This is a genomic window from Pannonibacter indicus, from assembly GCF_001418225.1.
GTDB lineage: Bacteria > Pseudomonadota > Alphaproteobacteria > Rhizobiales > Stappiaceae > Pannonibacter > Pannonibacter indicus.
This window is the reverse complement of the sequence record NZ_LIPT01000015.1, coordinates 62,739-80,458: the sequence shown is the minus strand read 5'-3', so window position 1 is coordinate 80,458 and position 17,720 is coordinate 62,739. Positions and strand designations below refer to the sequence as shown.

Sequence of the window (17,720 nt, the reverse complement as noted above, 5' to 3'; positions counted from 1 at the left end):
CCGATGGCGAAGGAAAAGTTTGAGCGCACGAAGCCGCACGTGAACATTGGCACGATCGGCCACGTTGACCACGGCAAGACGACGCTGACTGCGGCGATCACGATGACGCTGGCTGAGACCGGCGGCGCGGTTGCCAAGGCCTATGACCAGATCGACGCAGCGCCGGAAGAAAAGGCGCGCGGCATCACGATTTCGACGGCCCACGTTGAGTATGAGACGGCCAACCGTCACTACGCTCACGTTGACTGCCCGGGTCACGCCGACTACGTGAAGAACATGATCACCGGTGCGGCGCAGATGGATGGCGCGATCCTGGTGTGCTCGGCCGCTGACGGCCCGATGCCGCAGACCCGCGAGCACATCCTGCTCGCCCGTCAGGTCGGCGTTCCGGCTCTGGTGGTGTTCATGAACAAGGTCGATCAGGTCGACGATGAAGAGCTTCTGGATCTCGTCGAGATGGAGCTGCGCGAGCTGCTGTCCTCGTATGACTTCCCGGGCGACGAGATTCCGATCGTGAAGGGCTCGGCTCTGGCGGCCGTTGAAAACCGCGATCCAGCCATTGGCCGTGACGCGATCCGCGCTCTGATGGACGCCGTTGACGCGTATATCCCGACGCCGGACCGTCCGATCGACATGCCGTTCCTGATGCCGATCGAAGACGTGTTCTCGATCTCCGGCCGTGGCACCGTGGTGACCGGCCGTGTTGAGCGCGGCGTCGTGAAGGTGGGTGAGGAAGTCGAGATCGTCGGCATCCGCGACACCAAGAAGACGACCGTGACCGGCGTTGAGATGTTCCGCAAGCTTCTGGACCAGGGCCAGGCAGGCGACAACATCGGCGCACTGATCCGTGGTATCGGCCGTGAGGACGTTGAGCGTGGTCAGGTTCTGTGCAAGCCGGGTTCGGTCAAGCCGCACAAGAAGTTCAAGGCTGAAGCCTACATCCTGACGAAGGAAGAAGGTGGCCGTCATACGCCGTTCTTCACGAACTACCGTCCGCAGTTCTACTTCCGCACGACGGACGTGACGGGCATCGTTGAACTGCCGGAAGGCACGGAAATGGTGATGCCGGGCGACAACATCTCGGTCGTCGTGACGCTGATCGTTCCGATCGCCATGGAAGACGGCCTGCGCTTCGCTATCCGCGAAGGTGGCCGTACCGTCGGCGCCGGCGTTGTTGCTTCCATCATTGAGTAATCGGCGGGTGCCCCCGCTGCCGCTTCAGGCGGACGGCAGGGCCCAGTCTTATCGGGAAATCTGAAATGAACGGTCAGAATATCCGGATCCGCCTCAAGGCATTCGATCACCGTATTCTCGATGCTTCCACCCGGGAGATCGTGAACACGGCGAAGCGGACCGGTGCGCAGGTACGGGGTCCCGTGCCGCTGCCGACGCGGATCGAGAAGTACACCGTGCTTCGTGGTCCGCACATCGACAAGAAAAGCCGCGATCAGTTTGAGATGCGCACTCACAAGCGCCTCCTCGACATCGTCGATCCGACGCCGCAGACCGTCGACGCTCTTATGAAGCTCGACCTGGCAGCTGGCGTGGACGTCGAGATCAAGCTCTGAGTCGGATCGAAAGGTTTACGCCAATGCGTTCTGGAGTGATCGCTCAGAAGGTGGGCATGACCCGCATTTACAACGAGTCCGGCGAACATGTGCCGGTCACGGTTTTGCGGCTCGAAAACTGCCAGGTTGTTGCTCACCGCACTGAAGAAAAGAACGGCTACACCGCACTGCAGCTTGGCGCCGGTGTTGCCAAAGTCAAGAACACGCCCAAGGCGATGCGCGGACATTTCGCGGTTGCCAAGGTTGAGCCGAAGCGCACGCTGGCTGAGTTCCGCGTGAGCCCGGACAACCTGATCGAAGTCGGGTCCGAGATCACTGCCGACCACTATGTGGAAGGTCAGTTTGTCGACGTCACCGGCACCTCGATCGGTAAGGGCTTTGCCGGTTCCATGAAGCGCCACAACTTCGGTGGTGGCCGCGCTTCTCACGGTAACTCGGTGTCCCACCGCGCGCACGGTTCGACCGGCCAGCGTCAGGACCCGGGCAAGGTGTTCAAGGGCAAGAAGATGGCCGGCCACATGGGTGATGCCCGTGTGACCACGCAGAACCTCAAGGTTGTCCGCACGGACGTCGAGCGCGGCCTGATCATGGTCGAAGGCTCTGTTCCCGGTGCCAAGGGCGGCTGGATCCTGGTTCGCGATGCCGTCAAGAAGGCGCTGCCGGAAGGCGTGCCGGTTCCGGGTGCTTTCCGGGCCGTTGCCGAGGCAGCCACGGGCAAGGAGAGTGAGTGATGGAACTTGAGGTCAAAACCCTCGAAGGTTCGGCCGCCGGTTCGATCACGGTGTCGGACGGGATCTTCGGTCTCGAGCCGCGCACGGATCTGATCCACCGCGTTGTGCGCTGGCAGCTTGCCAAGCGCCAGGCTGGTACCCACAAGGCCAAGGGCCGTGCCGAAGTCTCCGGCACGACCAAGAAGTTCGTCCGTCAGAAGGGCTCCGGTGGCGCCCGTCACGGTAACCGCAAGGCTCCGCAGTTCCGCGGCGGCGGCAAGGCTTTTGGTCCGGTTGTCCGTGACCATAGCCACGACCTGCCGAAGAAGGTTCGCGCCCTGGGCCTCGCCCATGCGCTGTCTTCCAAGGTGAAGGCCGGTTCGCTGATCGTTGTCGAGGACGCCAAGGCCGCTGAAGCCAAGACCAAGCTGCTGAAGGAAAAGTTCAGCAAGCTGGGCCTCGCCAGCGTGCTGGTCATCGATGGTGCAGAGGTGGATGCGAACTTCGCACTCGCCGCCCGCAACATTCCGGCTGTTGACGTGCTCCCGGTTCAGGGCATCAACGTCTATGACATCCTGCGCCGCAACACCCTGGTTCTGACCAAGGCTGCTGTGTCGGCTATCGAGGAGCGGTTCAAATGAGCAAGATCGCTCACTACGACAAGATCGTCAGCCCGGTGATCACCGAGAAGGCGACCATGGCCTCGGAAGAGAACAAGGTGGTCTTCAAGGTTGCCAACTCGGCAACCAAGCCGGAAATCAAGGCAGCGATTGAAGCCCTGTTCGGCGTCAAGGTCACTGCAGTGAACACTCTGGTCCGCAAGGGCAAGGTGAAGCGTTTCCGCGGCCGCATCGGACAGCAGTCCGATTACAAGAAGGCCATTGTGACGCTCGCCGAGGGTCACTCGATCGACGTGACGACCGGACTCTAAGGCTGGGACGACAATTATGGCACTCAAGACCTTCAACCCCACGTCCCCCGGCCGGCGCCAGCTGGTTCAGGTGGACCGTGCCGATCTCTGGAAGGGCAAGCCGGTCAAGACCTTGACCGAAGGCCTGAGCAAGACTGGCGGCCGCAACAACCGCGGCCGTCTGACGGCACCGAACCGCGGCGGCGGCCACAAGCGCTCCTACCGTCTGGTGGACTTCAAGCGTCGCAAGTTCGACGTTCCGGCGACTGTTGAGCGCCTGGAATACGATCCGAACCGCACCGCGTTCATCGCGCTGATCCGTTACGAGGATGGTGAGCTGGCCTACATCCTGGCCCCGCAGCGTCTTGCTGCCGGCGACATGGTTGTGGCTGGTGAGTCCGTCGACGTGAAGCCGGGCAACGCGATGCCGCTGGCTTCCATTCCGGTCGGCACCATTGTCCACAACGTTGAGCTGAAGCCGGGCAAGGGCGGTCAGATCGCCCGTTCCGCCGGTGCTTTCGTTCAGATCGTCGGCCGCGACCAGGGTTACACGATCCTGCGTCTCATGTCCGGTGAACAGCGCCGCGTTCTGGGCACCTGCATGGCGTCCATCGGCGCCGTGTCCAACCCGGACCATGGCAACATCAACCTGGGCAAGGCCGGACGTTCGCGCTGGCTCGGCATCCGCCCGCACACCCGCGGTGTGGCCATGAACCCGATCGACCATCCGCACGGCGGTGGTGAAGGCCGCACCTCGGGTGGCCGTCATCCGGTGACCCCCTGGGGCAAGCCGACGAAGGGCAAGCGCACGCGCAGCAACAAGGCAACGGACAAGTTCATTGTTCGCAGCCGTCATGCTCGCAAGAAGTAAGAGGTACGGATCGTGACACGTTCGATCTGGAAAGGTCCGTTTGTCGACGGGTATCTGCTGAAGAAGGCGGACAAGGTTCGCGAAACCGGCCGGAACGAGGTCATCAAGACCTGGAGCCGCCGCTCTACGATCCTGCCGCAGTTCGTTGGCCTGACCTTCGGCGTATACAACGGACAGAAGCACGTTCCGGTGCTGGTGTCTGAAGAAATGATTGGTCACAAGCTCGGCGAGTTCTCGCCGACCCGGACCTACTACGGGCACGGCGCCGACAAGAAGGCGAAGAGGAAGTAACGATGGGCAAGCCGAAGCGTGAGCGGACGCTCGCCGACAACGAGGCCAAGGCGGTCACGCGCATGCTGCGCGTTTCCCCGCAGAAGCTGAACCTCGTGGCGGCTGCAATCCGTGGCAAGAAGGTAAGTTCCGCTCTGGCGGATCTGACGTTCTCCCGCAAGCGCATCGCTGGTGACGTCAAGAAGACCCTGATGTCTGCGATTGCGAATGCCGAGAACAACCACGACCTGGACGTGGACAGCCTGGTGGTTGCCGAAGCCCATGTGGGCAAGGCTTTTGTCATCAAGCGGTTCCATGCCCGTGCACGTGGCCGCGCTGGCCGGATCGAGAAGCCGTTCTCGAACCTGACCATCGTTGTTCGTCAAGTCGAGGAGACTGCCTGATGGGACACAAAGTTAACCCGATCGGCATGCGCCTCGGGATCAACCGCACCTGGGACTCCCGCTGGTTCGCCAACAAGGGCGAATACGGCAAGCTGCTTCATGAAGATTTCCGCATCCGCGAATATCTGATGAACGAGCTGAAGCAGGCTGCGGTTTCCAAGATCGTGATCGAACGCCCGCACAAGAAGTGCCGCGTGACCATCCATTCCGGCCGCCCGGGTGTGGTCATCGGCAAGAAGGGTGCGGACATCGACAAGCTGCGCAAGAAGCTTGCCGGGATCACCGACGCCGAAGTGCACATCAACATCGTTGAAGTGCGCAAGCCGGAAATCGACGCGACCCTGGTTGCCGCTTCGATCGCCCAGCAGCTGGAACGCCGTGTTGCATTCCGCCGCGCCATGAAGCGTGCCGTTCAGTCGGCCATGCGTCTGGGCGCCCTTGGCATCCGTATCAACTGCGGCGGCCGTCTGGGTGGTGCGGAAATCGCACGCGTCGAATGGTATCGTGAAGGCCGTGTGCCGCTGCACACCTTGCGCGCCGACATCGATTATGGCACAGCGACCGCTCACACCGCCTATGGCGCCTGCGGCGTCAAGGTCTGGATCTTCAAAGGGGAGATCCTCGAGCACGATCCGATGGCGTCTGAACGCCGCGCGACCGAAAGCTCGGATGCGAATCAGGGTGATCGCGGCCAGCGCCGGGATCGTGGTCGCGAGCGCGCTGCCTGAAAAGGCAGCGCCCGTGTAACGCAAGAACGAGAGAAGAACGATGCTGCAACCGAAGCGAACTAAGTTCCGCAAGCAGCACAAGGGCCGCATCCACGGCATGGCGAAGGGCGGTACTGACCTGAACTTCGGCGAATTCGGTCTGAAGGCCGTGGAGCCGGAGCGTGTCACCGCCCGCCAGATCGAGGCAGCCCGTCGTGCAATGACCCGTCACATGAAGCGTGCGGGCCGTGTTTGGATCCGGATTTTCCCGGATGTGCCGGTGTCTTCCAAGCCTGCGGAAGTCCGCATGGGTAAGGGTAAAGGTGCTCCGGACTACTGGGCCTGCCGTGTCAAGCCGGGCCGTATCATGTTCGAGATTGACGGCGTGCCGGAAGACGTTGCCCGCGAAGCAATGCGCCTGGCTGCTGCCAAGCTGCCGATCAAGTGCCGGTTCGTCCAGCGGATCGCCGAGTAAGGCAGTCGAGGAGAGTTGAGCCATGAAGGCAAATGATGTAAGGGCAAAGACCCTCGACGAGCTCCGTACGGAACTTGAGGCACTGAAGAAGGAGCAGTTCAACCTGCGCTTTCAGAAGGCCACCGGTCAGCTCGAAAACACTGGTCGTTTCCGGCAGATCCGCCGGGATATCGCCCGGATCCAGACGATCATGCGCGATAAGCGCATGACCGCAACCGCGTAAGGAGGCCTCAATGCCGAAACGCATTTTGCAGGGCACCGTGGTCAGCAACGCGAATGACAAGACGGTGACGGTGAAGGTGGAGCGCCGCTTCACTCACCCGCTGCTCAAGAAGACGGTGCGCCGGTCCAAGAAGTACCGGGCGCATGACGAAGCGAACAAGTACCAGGTCGGCGACACGGTTCAGATCGAAGAGTGTGCGCCGATCTCCAAGACCAAACGTTGGACCGTGGTCTCCTGAGACCACGGCTCTGTTGAGCATCCGGCGCCCGTGGCAGGTGCGCCGTAGAGAGAACAAGGCGGCCAAGTCATGATTCAGATGCAAACAAACCTCGACGTGGCGGATAATTCCGGCGCCCGTCGTGTCATGTGCATCAAGGTGCTCGGCGGCTCGAAGCGGAAGTATGCCCGCGTTGGCGACATCATCGTCGTCAGCATCAAGGAAGCTATCCCGCGCGGCCGCGTCAAGAAGGGCGACGTGATGAAGGCGGTCGTCGTGCGTACGGCGAAGGACATTCGCCGTCCCGACGGCAGCGTGATCCGGTTCGACCGCAATGCGGCGGTCCTGGTCAACAACAACAAGGAGCCGATCGGCACCCGTATCTTTGGGCCGGTGCCGCGCGAGCTCCGTGCAAAGAACCACATGAAGATCATTTCGCTCGCGCCGGAGGTGCTCTGATGGCTGCGAAAATTAAAAAAGGCGACACGGTTGTCGTGCTCGCCGGTCGTGACAAGGGCAAGACCGGCGAAGTGCTGCAGATGCTGCCGACGGACAACAAGGCTCTCGTGCGCGGCATCAACGTCGTTCGCCGCCACCAGCGCCAGACGCAGACCCAGGAAGCAGGCATCGTGGCAAAGGAAGCCCCGATTCACGTTTCCAACCTGGCTGTAGCCGATCCGAAGGATGGCAAGCCGACTCGCGTCGGGTTCAAGGTGCAGGAAGACGGCCGCAAGGTCCGTGTGGCCAAGCGTTCGGGAGACCTGATCGATGGCTGAGACCTACGTGCCGCGGCTCAAGACGCACTACGACGAAGTGGTGCGCAAGCAGCTGCAGGAGAAGTTCAACTACACCAACCCGATGCAGATTCCCAAGCTTGAGAAGATCGTTCTCAACATGGGCGTCGGTGAGGCAGTTGCTGACAGCAAGAAGGTGCGTATCGCAGCGGACGACCTGGCGCTCATCGCCGGTCAGAAGCCGGTAGTCACCAAGGCTGCGAAGTCCATCGCCACCTTCAAGGTGCGTGAGGGCATGCCCCTCGGCGCCAAGGTGACGCTGCGCCGCGAACAGATGTTCGAGTTTCTCGACCGTCTGATCACCATCGCGCTTCCGCGCGTTCGTGACTTCCGCGGTCTGAACCCGAAGAGCTTCGATGGCCGTGGCAACTACGCCATGGGCATTAAGGAACACATCGTTTTCCCCGAAATCGAGTACGACAAGGTCGACCAGATTTGGGGTATGGACGTGGTCGTGTGCACCACGGCCAACACCGATGAAGAGGCGCGCGAACTGCTGCGCGCGTTCAACTTCCCGTTCCGCAAGTAACGCGGATATACGGGAAAGGAACGAGGAAAAACGATGGCGAAGAAGAGCGCGATCGAGAAGAACAAGCGGCGCGAGCGCCTTGTGCAGAAGTACGCTGCAAAGCGTGCTGCTCTCAAGGCCGCAGCCAAGGATGAAACGCTGTCTCTGGAAGAGCGTTTCGCCGCCCGTCTGAAGCTCGCGGCCCTGCCGCGTAATTCGGCACCGAACCGCGTGCGCAACCGGTGTGAAGTCACCGGCCGTCCGCGCGGCTTCTACCGCAAGCTGAAGATGTCGCGCGTTGCGCTGCGTGAGCTGGGCTCTCTGGGTAAGATCCCGGGCCTGGTCAAGTCGAGCTGGTAAGGAGAGGCTGCGATGGCAATTTCCGATCCGTTGGGTGATATGATCACCCGCATCCGGAACGCGCAGCTGCGCCGCAAGAACAAGGTGTCCTCACCTCATTCGAAGCTGCGTGCGCATGTGCTTGATGTTTTGGCCAAGGAAGGTTACATCCGTGGCTACACGACGGTCGAATTCGAAGACGGCAAGTCCGAGCTTGAGATCGAACTGAAGTATTTTGACGGTGAGCCGGTGATTCGTGAGATCGAACGTATCTCGAAGCCGGGCCGCCGTGTGTACTCGTCGGTAAAGAACATTCCGCATGTCGCGAATGGCCTTGGTGTGTCGATCCTGTCGACGCCCCGTGGCGTCATGAGCGACCATCAGGCGCGGGATGAGAATGTTGGTGGTGAAGTGCTCTGCCGCGTCTTCTGACGCGGCAGTGAGCTTCCTATTTATGTGACAAGGTTGATCAGATGTCTCGAATTGGCAAAAAGCCAGTCCCCGTGCCGAGCGGGGTAACGGCAACGATCAACGGCCGCACCATCGAGGTCAAGGGACCGAAGGGCCAGCTGTCCTTCGTGCTCAATGATCTGGTGCTCGCCGAAATGACGGATGCCGGGATCCAGGTTGATCCCCGTAATGACAGCAAGCCGGCACGCTCCATGTGGGGCATGACCCGGACCATGATCCAGAACCTGATCACCGGTGTGAGCCAGGGCTTCGAACGCAAGCTCGAGATCACCGGTGTGGGTTACCGTGCCCAGATGCAGGGCCGCAATGTCCAGCTTGCCCTTGGCTTCTCTCACGACGTCGTTTACGAGGTCCCGGAGGGAATTGAAGTCAAGTGCCCGAAGCCGACCGAGATTATCATCTCCGGCATCGACAAGCAGGCCGTCGGTCAGGTCGCGGCTAACATCCGCGAATACCGTGGCCCCGAGCCGTACAAGGGCAAGGGCATTCGCTATGCGGGCGAGTTCATCGTTCGCAAAGAAGGCAAGAAGAAGTAACGGACCCGGATCATGGCGAACAGCAAAACTGCTTTCGAGCGTCGTCGCGACCGCGTGCGCCGTTCGATCAAGAAGGTGGCGAACGGTCGTCCGCGCCTTTCCGTATTCCGCTCGTCGAAGCAGATCTATGCCCAGATCATCGACGACGCCAAGGGGCACACCCTTGCCTCTGCCTCCACGCTTGAAAAGGACGTGCGGGGCGCATTGAAGACGGGCGCCGATGTGGCTGCGGCTGCAGTTGTCGGCAAGCTTGTCGCCGAGCGCGCTCTGGCCGCTGGCGTCAAGCAGGTCGTGTTCGACCGTGGCGGGTACATGTATCACGGGCGCATCAAGGCGCTTGCAGATGCAGCCCGCGAGGGCGGACTTGAATTCTGACCAGCGCTTGGCGCTCTGAAGAACGGAAGACGAATAATATGGCGAGACAGGACACACGGGAGCGCGATCGCGAAGAGCGCGACAGCGAGTTCGTCGACAAGCTCGTACACATCAACCGCGTCGCGAAGGTGGTCAAGGGTGGCCGCCGTTTCGGCTTTGCCGCGCTCGTCGTCGTGGGTGACCAGAAGGGCCGCGTCGGCTTTGGCCACGGCAAGGCTCGGGAAGTGCCGGAAGCGATCCGCAAGGCAACGGAAGCTGCCAAGCGTGCTATGGTCCGCGTGCCGCTGCGCGAGGGCCGTACGCTGCATCACGATGTCGAGGGCCGTCACGGCGCCGGCAAGGTGATCCTGCGTGCAGCTCCGGCCGGTACCGGTATCATCGCGGGTGGCCCGATGCGCGCCGTGTTCGAGACGCTCGGCGTGCAGGACGTGGTTGCCAAGTCGCTTGGCTCCTCGAACCCGTACAACATGGTGCGCGCAACCTTTGCCGCCCTGACCAAGGAAGACAGCCCGCGTGCTGTCGCGGCCCGTCGCGGCCTCAAGGTCTCGGTGCTTCAGGGCCGCCGCCGCGACAACGACGAAACGGTTCCGGCAGGTGCCGAGGCTTGAAGCCCGGCACCCCGGTAACCAGTTGAACGAGGGGTAGTTCCATGGCGAACACCGAAAAGACCGTAACGGTCGAGCAGATTGGCAGCCCGCTGCGCCGTCCCAAGGAGCAGCAGGCAACCTTGATCGGCCTCGGCCTGAACAAGATGCACCGCCGCTCGACGCTCAAGGACACTCCGGAAGTGCGCGGCATGATCCGCAAGCTTCCGCACCTCGTCCGCATCGTTGACGAAGCGTGAGGGCAGGAGAGAAGACTATGAAGCTCAATGACCTGCGGGACAATCCTGGTTCCGTTAAGGGCCGTACCCGCGTTGGCCGCGGTATCGGCTCTGGCAAGGGCAAGACTGGTGGCCGTGGCGTGAAGGGTCAGAAGTCCCGTTCCGGTGTGGCGATCAAGGGCTTTGAGGGTGGTCAGATGCCGCTGCATCGCCGCCTGCCGAAGCGCGGTTTCACTAACATCTTTGCCAAGGACTTCAACATTGTGTCGCTCGGCCGCGTGCAGGTTGCTCTCGATGAGGGCAAGCTGGATGCCAAGGCTGCGATCACGGTTGAGGCTCTCAAGGCGGCTGGCATCGTCAAGCGCGTCAAGGACGGTGTCCGCCTCCTGGCCGATGGCGAGCTGAAGGCCGCAGTGACCTTCGAAGTTGCTGGCGCTTCAAAGACGGCTGTCGAGGCTGTCGAGAAGGCCGGCGGCAAGGTCGTGATCCTCGGAGCTCAGGCCGAATAGGCCTGGGCTTCGCCCTTTTTCTCGGACAGCAACCTCCGGAGAACGGCATGGCATCCGCTGCCGAACAGCTGGCATCAAATCTCAATTTCTCGGCTTTCGCGAAGGCTGAAGAACTCAAGAAGCGCATCTGGTTCACGCTGGGGGCGCTTTTGGTTTATCGGTTCGGCACTTACATCCCGCTACCCGGGATCAATCCGGCCGCTTTTGCACAGGCCTTCAGCCAGGCTCAGTCTGGCGTGATCGGCATGTTCAACATGTTCGCCGGCGGTGCCGTCGAGCGTATGGCGATCTTCGCCCTGGGCATCATGCCCTACATCTCCGCTTCCATCATCATGCAGCTGATGACGACCGTCGTTCCGTCGCTCGAGGCGCTGAAGAAGGAAGGGGAGCAGGGCCGCAAGGTCATCAACCAATACACCCGCTACGGCACGGTGCTTCTGGCGATTGCGCAGTCCTATGGGATCGCTGTCGGGCTTGAGGGGTCGGCCAATGTGGTGACCGATCCGGGCTGGTTCTTCCGTATTTCCGCTGTTCTCAGCCTGACGGGCGGCACCATGTTCCTGATGTGGCTGGGTGAGCAGATCACTTCGCGCGGCATCGGTAACGGCATTTCGCTGATCATCTTCGCCGGCATCGTGGCCGGTCTGCCGAGAGCACTCGTTTCGCTGTTCGAGCTGGGCCGTCAGGACGCCATTGCAGGCTGGCTCATTCCGGTGCTTCTCATTCTGGCGGTTGGTGTGATTGCGCTGATCGTGTTCATGGAGCGGGCGCAGCGCCGGCTTCTGATCCAGTACCCGAAGCGCCAGGTTGGCAACAAGATGTTTGAGGGCAACACGTCGTTCCTGCCCCTCAAGCTCAACACCGCGGGCGTCATTCCGCCGATCTTCGCCTCGTCGCTTCTGCTCATTCCGGCAACCATTGCCGGGTTCTCCGCGGGCAGCGGTCCGGCCTGGCTGACGACGGTGACGACGCTGCTTGGTCATGGACAGCCGCTGTACATGATCTTCTACGCGGCAATGATCGTGTTCTTCTGCTTCTTCTACACGGCCATCGTGTTCAGCCCGTCGGAAACGGCGGACAATCTGAAGCGGCACGGCGGATTCATTCCGGGAATTCGTCCGGGCGAGCGTACGGCTCAATTCATTGACCATGTGCTGACCCGCATTACGGTACTGGGCGCCATCTACATCACGGCGGTCTGCCTATTACCCGAATTCCTCATTTCCGCGACGGGCGTTCCGTTCTATTTCGGAGGAACCTCGCTGCTGATCGTTGTGAGCGTCACGATGGATACCGTTTCCCAGATCCAGGGCCATCTGCTTGCGCACCAGTACGAGGGACTGGTGAAGAAAGCAAAGCTCAGGGGGAAGCGTAGATGAGGTTGATTCTGGTCGGACCTCCCGGTGCAGGGAAGGGTACTCAGGCGGCCCGGCTTGTTGCCAAACATGGCATTCCGCAACTGTCGACCGGCGACATGCTTCGTGCCGCCGTCGCAGCCGGAACCGGGGTTGGCCTCAAAGCCAAGGCGGTGATGGACGCTGGCGGGCTCGTCTCCGACGAGATCGTTGTCGGCATCATCCGTGACCGGATTGGTGAAGCGGACGCACAGAAGGGGTTCATCCTCGACGGCTTCCCGCGGACGCTGGCCCAGGCCGAGGCTCTGGACCAGATGCTCGCAGAAAACCGCATCGGTCTTGATGCGGTGATCGAGCTGCGGGTGGACCAGTCCAGGCTCGTGTCGCGAATCATCAACCGTGCGGAAGAGGCGAAGGCCGCCGGCCTGCCGGTCCGCAAGGATGATGATCCGGAAGTCTTCAAGCAGCGTCTTGAAGCCTATAACCGCGATACGGCCGTGGTCATCCCCTACTACGAGAAGAGCGGTCTTCTCACGGTCATCGACGGCATGCAGCCGATCGATGATGTGACGGCCGCGATTGCTGCTGTTCTTTCGAAGCTTGACGAACGGGTTGAGAGCCGGTAAACAACGCCCTCTAATCCTCAAGATTATGTGCCGATCCCGGAAACACCGGGGCCGGCACATTCTGTGCTGGTCAAAGCCAGCCAACAAACTCCCGCAAGGGCCGGGCTCCACCGGACGCGGGGAAATGTAACCGCGGACATAAGCCGCAAGATATGGAGACGCACGTGGCACGTATTGCTGGCGTTAACATCCCGACGAACAAGCGCGTTGTCATCGCGCTTCAGTACATTCACGGCATTGGTGCCAAGTTCGCGCAGGAAATCATCGAAAAGGTGAACATTGCGCCGGAACGCCGCGTGAATCAGCTGTCTGACGCCGAAGTGCTGGCGATCCGCGAGACCATCGACCGCGATTACCTCGTGGAAGGTGATCTGCGCCGCGAGACCGCGATGAACATCAAGCGCCTGATGGACCTTGGCTGCTACCGCGGCCTGCGTCACCGCCGCGGCCTGCCGGTCCGTGGCCAGCGCACCCATACGAATGCGCGGACCCGCAAGGGCCCGGCGAAGCCGATCGCTGGCAAGAAGAAGTAATCTGCCTCATCGGCTGGTGTAGCCGCCGGTATTACGGCGGTGCAGAGATCAAACCAAGGAATCAAGAATGGCTAAGGACACGACACGCGTGCGCCGCCGCGAACGCAAGAACATCTCTTCTGGCGTGGCACACGTGAACTCCACGTTCAACAACACCATGATCACCATCACCGACGCGCAGGGAAATGCGATTTCCTGGTCGTCCGCTGGTGCTCTCGGCTTCAAGGGTTCGCGTAAGTCGACCCCGTACGCAGCTCAGGTTGCTGCAGAAGACGCAGCCCGCAAGGCTTCCGAACACGGCATGCGCACGCTTGAAGTCGAAGTCCGTGGTCCCGGTTCGGGCCGTGAATCGGCTCTGCGCGCCCTGCAGGCTGCCGGCTTCCTCATCACGTCGATCCGCGATGTGACGCCGATCCCGCACAACGGGTGCCGTCCGCGCAAGCGCCGCCGCGTCTGAGGTTTTTCGACTCTCAGATACCTGGTTTCCTCCAATGGCGAAGAATGGCCGGCGAGCTCCGGCGGGACAGCCGACGAGGTAAGAACGTGACGATTCAGAAGAACTGGCAAGAGCTGATCAAGCCGAACAAGCTGGAAGTGAAGCCGGGTGAAAACCCGCGTACGACCGGCACCGTGGTCGCCGAGCCGCTTGAGCGCGGCTACGGCCTCACGCTCGGCAACGCCCTGCGCCGCATCCTGCTGTCCTCGCTGCAGGGTGCTGCTGTAACGGCTGTGCAGATCGACGGCGTTCTGCACGAATTCTCGTCCATTCCGGGCGTGCGCGAAGATGTGACGGACATCATCCTGAACATCAAGGAAATAGCGATCCGCATGGAAGGCGAGGGGCCCAAGCGCATGGTTGTGCGCAAGCAGGGGCCTGGCGTCGTGACCGCTGGTGACATCCAGACGGTTGGCGACGTTGAAGTGCTGAACCCGGAACTCGTGCTCTGCACCCTCGATGAGGGCGCGGAAATCCGCATGGAGTTTACGGTCAACACCGGCAAGGGCTACGTGGCAGCCGAGCGGAACCGTCCTGAGGACGCTCCGATTGGTCTGATCCCGGTCGACAGCCTGTACTCCCCGGTCAAGAAAGTGTCCTACAAGGTGGAAAACACCCGTGAAGGCCAGGTTCTTGACTATGACAAGCTGACGCTGACGGTCGAAACCGATGGTTCGGTGAAGCCGGAAGATGCGGTGGCTTACGCGGCACGCATTCTGCAGGACCAGCTTTCGATCTTCGTCAACTTCGAAGAGCCGAAGCGCGAGATTGCAGAAGACAGCGTTCCGGAACTGGCATTCAACCCGGCCCTTCTCAAGAAGGTCGACGAGCTCGAGCTGTCCGTTCGTTCGGCAAACTGCCTGAAGAACGACAACATCGTTTATATCGGCGATCTCATCCAGAAGACCGAGGCGGAAATGCTCCGCACGCCGAACTTCGGCCGCAAGTCGCTTAACGAGATCAAGGAAGTTCTCGCACAGATGGGGCTGCATCTGGGCATGGACGTGGCCAACTGGCCGCCGGAGAACATCGAGGACCTCGCCAAGCGCTACGAGGACCATCAGTACTAAGGGGCGGTTTCGCCCCTGGCAGAACAACAGGGCGGCAGTACCGCAGAGGATGCCCGCTTAACGTCTAAAGGAGAAGGCCATGCGCCACGGTAAATCCGGCCGCAAGCTCGGCCGCACCACGAGCCACCGTACTGCGATGTTCGCCAACATGGCGGCCTCGCTGATTGAACACGAAGCCATCGTCACGACGCTGCCGAAGGCTAAGGAAATGAAGCCGATCATGGACAAGCTTGTCACCCTCGGCAAGCGCGGCGATCTGCATGCCCGCCGTCAGGCGATCTCGCAGGTTCGTGACGTTGCCATGGTCCGCAAGCTGTTTGACGTGCTCGCCAGCCGTTACAAGGAGCGCAACGGTGGTTACACCCGCGTGGTCAAGGCTGGCTTCCGGTACGGCGACAGCGCACCGATGGCTGTGATCGAGCTGGTTGACCGTGACATGTCTGCACGCGGCGCTGCCGACCGTGCCCGTCACGAAGCGGAACAGGCTGCTGAAAACGCAGCGTAAGATTCCGGAAGTATAAAAAACGAGAAAGGCGGGCCCTGTGCCCGCCTTTTGCTTTTTGTCGATATTTTCTGCTGAATTTGTGTGTCTGCTCAGATCACTTGTCAAAATTATCTTGTTCTTAAGAACATTAAGGAGATGCTGCGCCCACTTTTCCTTTCCATGGAGCTGGGTGCGCTATGAGCGGAAGTCAGAATGCCGGCGTCAAGAGCCGGGGCTTTTTACGTCTTTCCACGATTATACCTGCTGTCACTGTTGGCCTTGCATTGGTTTCCTGTGCAGTGGTTGGGGTGATCGGTTATACAACCGGCCGCGACGGCCTTGAAAAGGCGGGCGTTTCCGAGCTCAGCCTGATGGTGCAGTCCCGTCACGCTCTGCTGTCCGCCAAGCTGGATAGTATTCAGTCGGATCTGTCCAATCTGGCCTCTGGCGCTGCGGCGACCCTGGTCATGAAGGATCTGGCGAGCACGCGTGCGAATCTGACCACGGATATGGATTCGATCCGCAGCTACTATCAGGCCGCCGGCAGCGCCGCCGCCGATCGTGCCGAACTGAACGGCAAGACCAACAAGACCATGTATTCCTGGCGCCATGGCGAGCTGCATGGCTCGTTCCTGTCGGCCTGGAAGGCTGGTGGCTACGGCGATATCTACGGCATCACCAATGACGGTCTCGTTCTCTACTCCGTGACCAAGGGTGACGACTTCCTTCAGTCCGTCACCGACGGTTCGCTGGCCGCGACCGGTCTGGGCGAGGCGTTCAAGCTGGCTGCGGGCCAGCCCGCAGGCACTCAGGTGGCAACCGGCTTCAGTGAATATGGCGCCGATGCCATCCCGTCGATGTTCCTCGCACAGCCCGTCTATGTGAACGAGTTTGGCGAGAGCAAGTATCTGGGTGTCATCGCCATGCGCGTGACCTCTCCGATGCTGGACAAGGTTCTGGCCGACCGGAAGGGCCTTGGCGAGACGGGCCAGACCTATCTCGTGGCACAGGGCGGTATGGTGCTGACGACGATGCCGGCCTTGGACTATCCGACAGCCCTCAAGTTCCACGCGGAAGGCAAGCCGATCGAGGATGCCCTGCGTGGTGGTGGTTCGGCCGGCGTTGTGACCGGCAAGGATGGGGTGGACCGTATGGTTCTCGCCGAGCCGATCAACTTCATGGGACAGACCTATGCCGTTGTGGCGGACAAGACCGTTGAAGAAACGCTGAGTGCCGTCACGGCCATGCGTGACCGGATGATCATGCTGACGCTGATCACGCTGGGTATCGTGGCGGTTGTGGCCCTGTTGTTCTCCCGCACCATCACCAAGCCGCTGCAGGTGCTCGTTCAGGCCCTGACCTCCATTGCCAACGGCAACCTGTCGCAGGACATTTCTGCGGCCCGCCGCGGTGATGAAATCGGCGAGATCGGCCGCGCGGTTCTGCAGATCCGCGAGAATGCAGCTGCCGAGCAGGAGCGCCGTGCGCAGGAAGAGGCAATTGCCGCCCGCTCGCAGGCCGAACAGCGCAAGGAAATGCTCTCCGGTCTGGCTGCCGAATTCGAGGCATCCGTTGGCCGCGTGGTGGAAACCGTCTCCCGTTCGGCACAGAGCCTGCAGTCCGCTGCCCGCGAAGTGCAGGAAATGACGCAGTCGGCTGGCGACAGCGCGTCTCGTGCGGCTGACATGTCCAACCAGGCCATGGAAGAAGTGCAGTCGATCGCTTCGGCTTCGGACCAGCTGTCGAGCTCGATCCGCCAGATCTCCGAACTGATCGCCCGCTCGTCCAGCGTGGCCCAGACGGCAACGATCCGCGCTCAGGCCACCAACACCACCGTGCGGTCGCTGGCGGAAGCTGCCAACCGCATCGGTGAGGTTGTGACGCTGATCTCCGATATCGCCGATCAGACCAACCTGCTTGCCCTCAACGCCACCATCGAGGCGGCGCGTGCAGGCGAGGCCGGGCGCGGCTTTGCGGTCGTGGCATCGGAAGTGAAGGAACTGGCCTCGCAGACCGGCAAGGCAACCGGCGAAATCCAGCAGCAGATCGATGCGATCCGCAGCGCCACGGAAGATGCCGTTGCTGCAATTGCCGAGATCCAGGAGACGATCGGTGAGATCACCATGTCGGTGACCGAGGTGTCCTCCGCCGTCGAGGAGCAGAGCGCCGCAACGCAGGGCATTGCCGACAATACGCAGCGTGCAGCGCGCGGCACCGAAGAAGTGACGAGCAACATCCGCCGCGTGAACGACGTGACCGAGCGCACCGCTACCGCTGCCGATGGCTTCGTGGCCTCGGCCAGCGAACTGACCACGCAGGCCCGCCACCTCGACGAGGAGGTCCGCTCCTTCCTGTCGCAGGTCCGCTCGGCCTGAGCCGGTCAGACCGCAATGCCGGGCCGCAAGGCTTGGCATTGCGGGGAAGGCTTCCTATCTGGCATGTATCG

General features: G+C 61.4%; 29 protein-coding genes. All 29 read left to right on the top strand.

What is annotated here, in order from left to right; translation table 11 throughout:
* Positions 1-3 precede the first annotated feature (3 nt).
* The 29 genes from tuf to ASC48_RS16710 all read left to right on the top strand — a co-directional run bounded on the left by tuf (position 4) and on the right by ASC48_RS16710 (position 17,649).
* Positions 4-1,194, top strand: a complete 1,191-nt coding sequence (tuf, locus tag ASC48_RS16850) for an elongation factor Tu (protein ID WP_055456861.1) — start codon at positions 4-6, stop codon at positions 1,192-1,194.
* Between the two features lie 65 nt (positions 1,195-1,259).
* The gene (gene rpsJ, locus ASC48_RS16845; protein ID WP_013652482.1) at positions 1,260-1,568 is read left to right on the top strand and encodes a 30S ribosomal protein S10; all 309 of its coding nucleotides are present in this window, start codon (positions 1,260-1,262) and stop codon (positions 1,566-1,568) included.
* A gap of 23 nt (positions 1,569-1,591) precedes the next feature.
* Entirely contained in the window at positions 1,592-2,299 is a 708-nt protein-coding gene (gene rplC / locus ASC48_RS16840; protein WP_055456860.1) for a 50S ribosomal protein L3, read from the top strand.
* A complete protein-coding gene (gene rplD, locus ASC48_RS16835; RefSeq protein ID WP_055456859.1) occupies positions 2,299-2,919 on the top strand; it encodes a 50S ribosomal protein L4 in 621 nt (206 codons plus the stop codon). Before rplC ends, rplD begins: the two co-directional genes overlap by 1 nt.
* Complete coding sequence (locus ASC48_RS16830) at positions 2,916-3,209, top strand: 50S ribosomal protein L23 (protein WP_019965869.1); 294 nt, start codon at positions 2,916-2,918, stop codon at positions 3,207-3,209. The genes rplD and ASC48_RS16830 overlap by 4 nt, the downstream gene beginning before the upstream one ends.
* 16 nt (positions 3,210-3,225) lie before the next feature.
* On the top strand, positions 3,226-4,059 hold the full coding sequence (rplB, locus tag ASC48_RS16825; protein WP_019965868.1) for a 50S ribosomal protein L2: 834 nt from the start codon (positions 3,226-3,228) through the stop codon (positions 4,057-4,059).
* A 12-nt stretch (positions 4,060-4,071) separates the two neighbouring features.
* On the top strand, positions 4,072-4,350 hold the full coding sequence (rpsS, locus tag ASC48_RS16820) for a 30S ribosomal protein S19 (RefSeq protein ID WP_019965867.1): 279 nt from the start codon (positions 4,072-4,074) through the stop codon (positions 4,348-4,350).
* Between the two features lie 2 nt (positions 4,351-4,352).
* Positions 4,353-4,733, top strand: coding sequence for a 50S ribosomal protein L22 (gene rplV, locus ASC48_RS16815; protein ID WP_019965866.1), 381 nt, complete (start codon positions 4,353-4,355; stop codon positions 4,731-4,733).
* Positions 4,733-5,461, top strand: coding sequence for a 30S ribosomal protein S3 (gene rpsC / locus ASC48_RS16810; RefSeq protein WP_055456858.1), 729 nt, complete (start codon positions 4,733-4,735; stop codon positions 5,459-5,461). Before rplV ends, rpsC begins: the two co-directional genes overlap by 1 nt.
* A 40-nt stretch (positions 5,462-5,501) precedes the next feature.
* Complete coding sequence (gene rplP, locus ASC48_RS16805) at positions 5,502-5,915, top strand: 50S ribosomal protein L16 (RefSeq protein ID WP_019965864.1); 414 nt, start codon at positions 5,502-5,504, stop codon at positions 5,913-5,915.
* A gap of 22 nt (positions 5,916-5,937) precedes the next feature.
* A complete protein-coding gene (gene rpmC, locus ASC48_RS16800; protein ID WP_019965863.1) occupies positions 5,938-6,138 on the top strand; it encodes a 50S ribosomal protein L29 in 201 nt (66 codons plus the stop codon).
* A gap of 10 nt (positions 6,139-6,148) precedes the next feature.
* A complete protein-coding gene (gene rpsQ, locus ASC48_RS16795; RefSeq protein ID WP_019965862.1) occupies positions 6,149-6,376 on the top strand; it encodes a 30S ribosomal protein S17 in 228 nt (75 codons plus the stop codon).
* A gap of 69 nt (positions 6,377-6,445) precedes the next feature.
* Positions 6,446-6,814: a 50S ribosomal protein L14 gene (gene rplN / locus ASC48_RS16790; RefSeq protein WP_013652493.1), complete on the top strand. Its 369-nt coding sequence runs from the start codon at positions 6,446-6,448 to the stop codon at positions 6,812-6,814.
* On the top strand, positions 6,814-7,131 hold the full coding sequence (gene rplX, locus ASC48_RS16785; RefSeq protein ID WP_019965861.1) for a 50S ribosomal protein L24: 318 nt from the start codon (positions 6,814-6,816) through the stop codon (positions 7,129-7,131). The genes rplN and rplX overlap by 1 nt, the downstream gene beginning before the upstream one ends.
* Positions 7,124-7,678 (top strand): 50S ribosomal protein L5, encoded by a 555-nt coding sequence (rplE, locus tag ASC48_RS16780; RefSeq protein WP_055456857.1) that lies wholly within the window; start codon positions 7,124-7,126, stop codon positions 7,676-7,678. The genes rplX and rplE overlap by 8 nt, the downstream gene beginning before the upstream one ends.
* Positions 7,679-7,711: 33 nt before the next feature.
* Positions 7,712-8,017 (top strand): 30S ribosomal protein S14, encoded by a 306-nt coding sequence (gene rpsN / locus ASC48_RS16775; protein ID WP_055456856.1) that lies wholly within the window; start codon positions 7,712-7,714, stop codon positions 8,015-8,017.
* Positions 8,018-8,029: 12 nt separating this feature from the next.
* Entirely contained in the window at positions 8,030-8,428 is a 399-nt protein-coding gene (rpsH, locus tag ASC48_RS16770) for a 30S ribosomal protein S8 (RefSeq protein ID WP_055456855.1), read from the top strand.
* Between the two features lie 41 nt (positions 8,429-8,469).
* Positions 8,470-9,003 carry a 50S ribosomal protein L6 gene (gene rplF, locus ASC48_RS16765; RefSeq protein WP_055456854.1) on the top strand — a complete coding sequence of 178 codons (534 nt, stop codon included), beginning with the start codon at positions 8,470-8,472 and terminating at the stop codon, positions 9,001-9,003.
* Positions 9,004-9,015: 12 nt separating this feature from the next.
* Complete coding sequence (rplR, locus tag ASC48_RS16760; protein ID WP_055456853.1) at positions 9,016-9,378, top strand: 50S ribosomal protein L18; 363 nt, start codon at positions 9,016-9,018, stop codon at positions 9,376-9,378.
* 38 nt (positions 9,379-9,416) lie between these two features.
* The gene (gene rpsE / locus ASC48_RS16755) at positions 9,417-9,986 is read left to right on the top strand and encodes a 30S ribosomal protein S5 (protein WP_019965855.1); all 570 of its coding nucleotides are present in this window, start codon (positions 9,417-9,419) and stop codon (positions 9,984-9,986) included.
* Positions 9,987-10,027: 41 nt separating this feature from the next.
* Positions 10,028-10,222 (top strand): 50S ribosomal protein L30, encoded by a 195-nt coding sequence (rpmD, locus tag ASC48_RS16750; protein WP_019965854.1) that lies wholly within the window; start codon positions 10,028-10,030, stop codon positions 10,220-10,222.
* Positions 10,223-10,239: 17 nt separating this feature from the next.
* Complete coding sequence (rplO, locus tag ASC48_RS16745; protein ID WP_055456852.1) at positions 10,240-10,710, top strand: 50S ribosomal protein L15; 471 nt, start codon at positions 10,240-10,242, stop codon at positions 10,708-10,710.
* A gap of 47 nt (positions 10,711-10,757) precedes the next feature.
* On the top strand, positions 10,758-12,089 hold the full coding sequence (gene secY / locus ASC48_RS16740) for a preprotein translocase subunit SecY (RefSeq protein WP_055456851.1): 1,332 nt from the start codon (positions 10,758-10,760) through the stop codon (positions 12,087-12,089).
* On the top strand, positions 12,086-12,691 hold the full coding sequence (locus ASC48_RS16735) for an adenylate kinase (RefSeq protein WP_055456850.1): 606 nt from the start codon (positions 12,086-12,088) through the stop codon (positions 12,689-12,691). Before secY ends, ASC48_RS16735 begins: the two co-directional genes overlap by 4 nt.
* A 164-nt stretch (positions 12,692-12,855) precedes the next feature.
* Entirely contained in the window at positions 12,856-13,224 is a 369-nt protein-coding gene (rpsM, locus tag ASC48_RS16730; RefSeq protein WP_026355986.1) for a 30S ribosomal protein S13, read from the top strand.
* 67 nt (positions 13,225-13,291) lie between these two features.
* Positions 13,292-13,681: a 30S ribosomal protein S11 gene (gene rpsK, locus ASC48_RS16725; RefSeq protein WP_019965849.1), complete on the top strand. Its 390-nt coding sequence runs from the start codon at positions 13,292-13,294 to the stop codon at positions 13,679-13,681.
* A gap of 44 nt (positions 13,682-13,725) precedes the next feature.
* Complete coding sequence (locus tag ASC48_RS16720; RefSeq protein ID WP_019965848.1) at positions 13,726-14,790, top strand: DNA-directed RNA polymerase subunit alpha; 1,065 nt, start codon at positions 13,726-13,728, stop codon at positions 14,788-14,790.
* Between the two features lie 79 nt (positions 14,791-14,869).
* A complete protein-coding gene (gene rplQ / locus ASC48_RS16715) occupies positions 14,870-15,295 on the top strand; it encodes a 50S ribosomal protein L17 (RefSeq protein ID WP_026355984.1) in 426 nt (141 codons plus the stop codon).
* 287 nt (positions 15,296-15,582) lie between these two features.
* A complete protein-coding gene (locus tag ASC48_RS16710; protein ID WP_208975789.1) occupies positions 15,583-17,649 on the top strand; it encodes a methyl-accepting chemotaxis protein in 2,067 nt (688 codons plus the stop codon).
* The last annotated feature ends 71 nt before the right edge of the window (positions 17,650-17,720 follow it).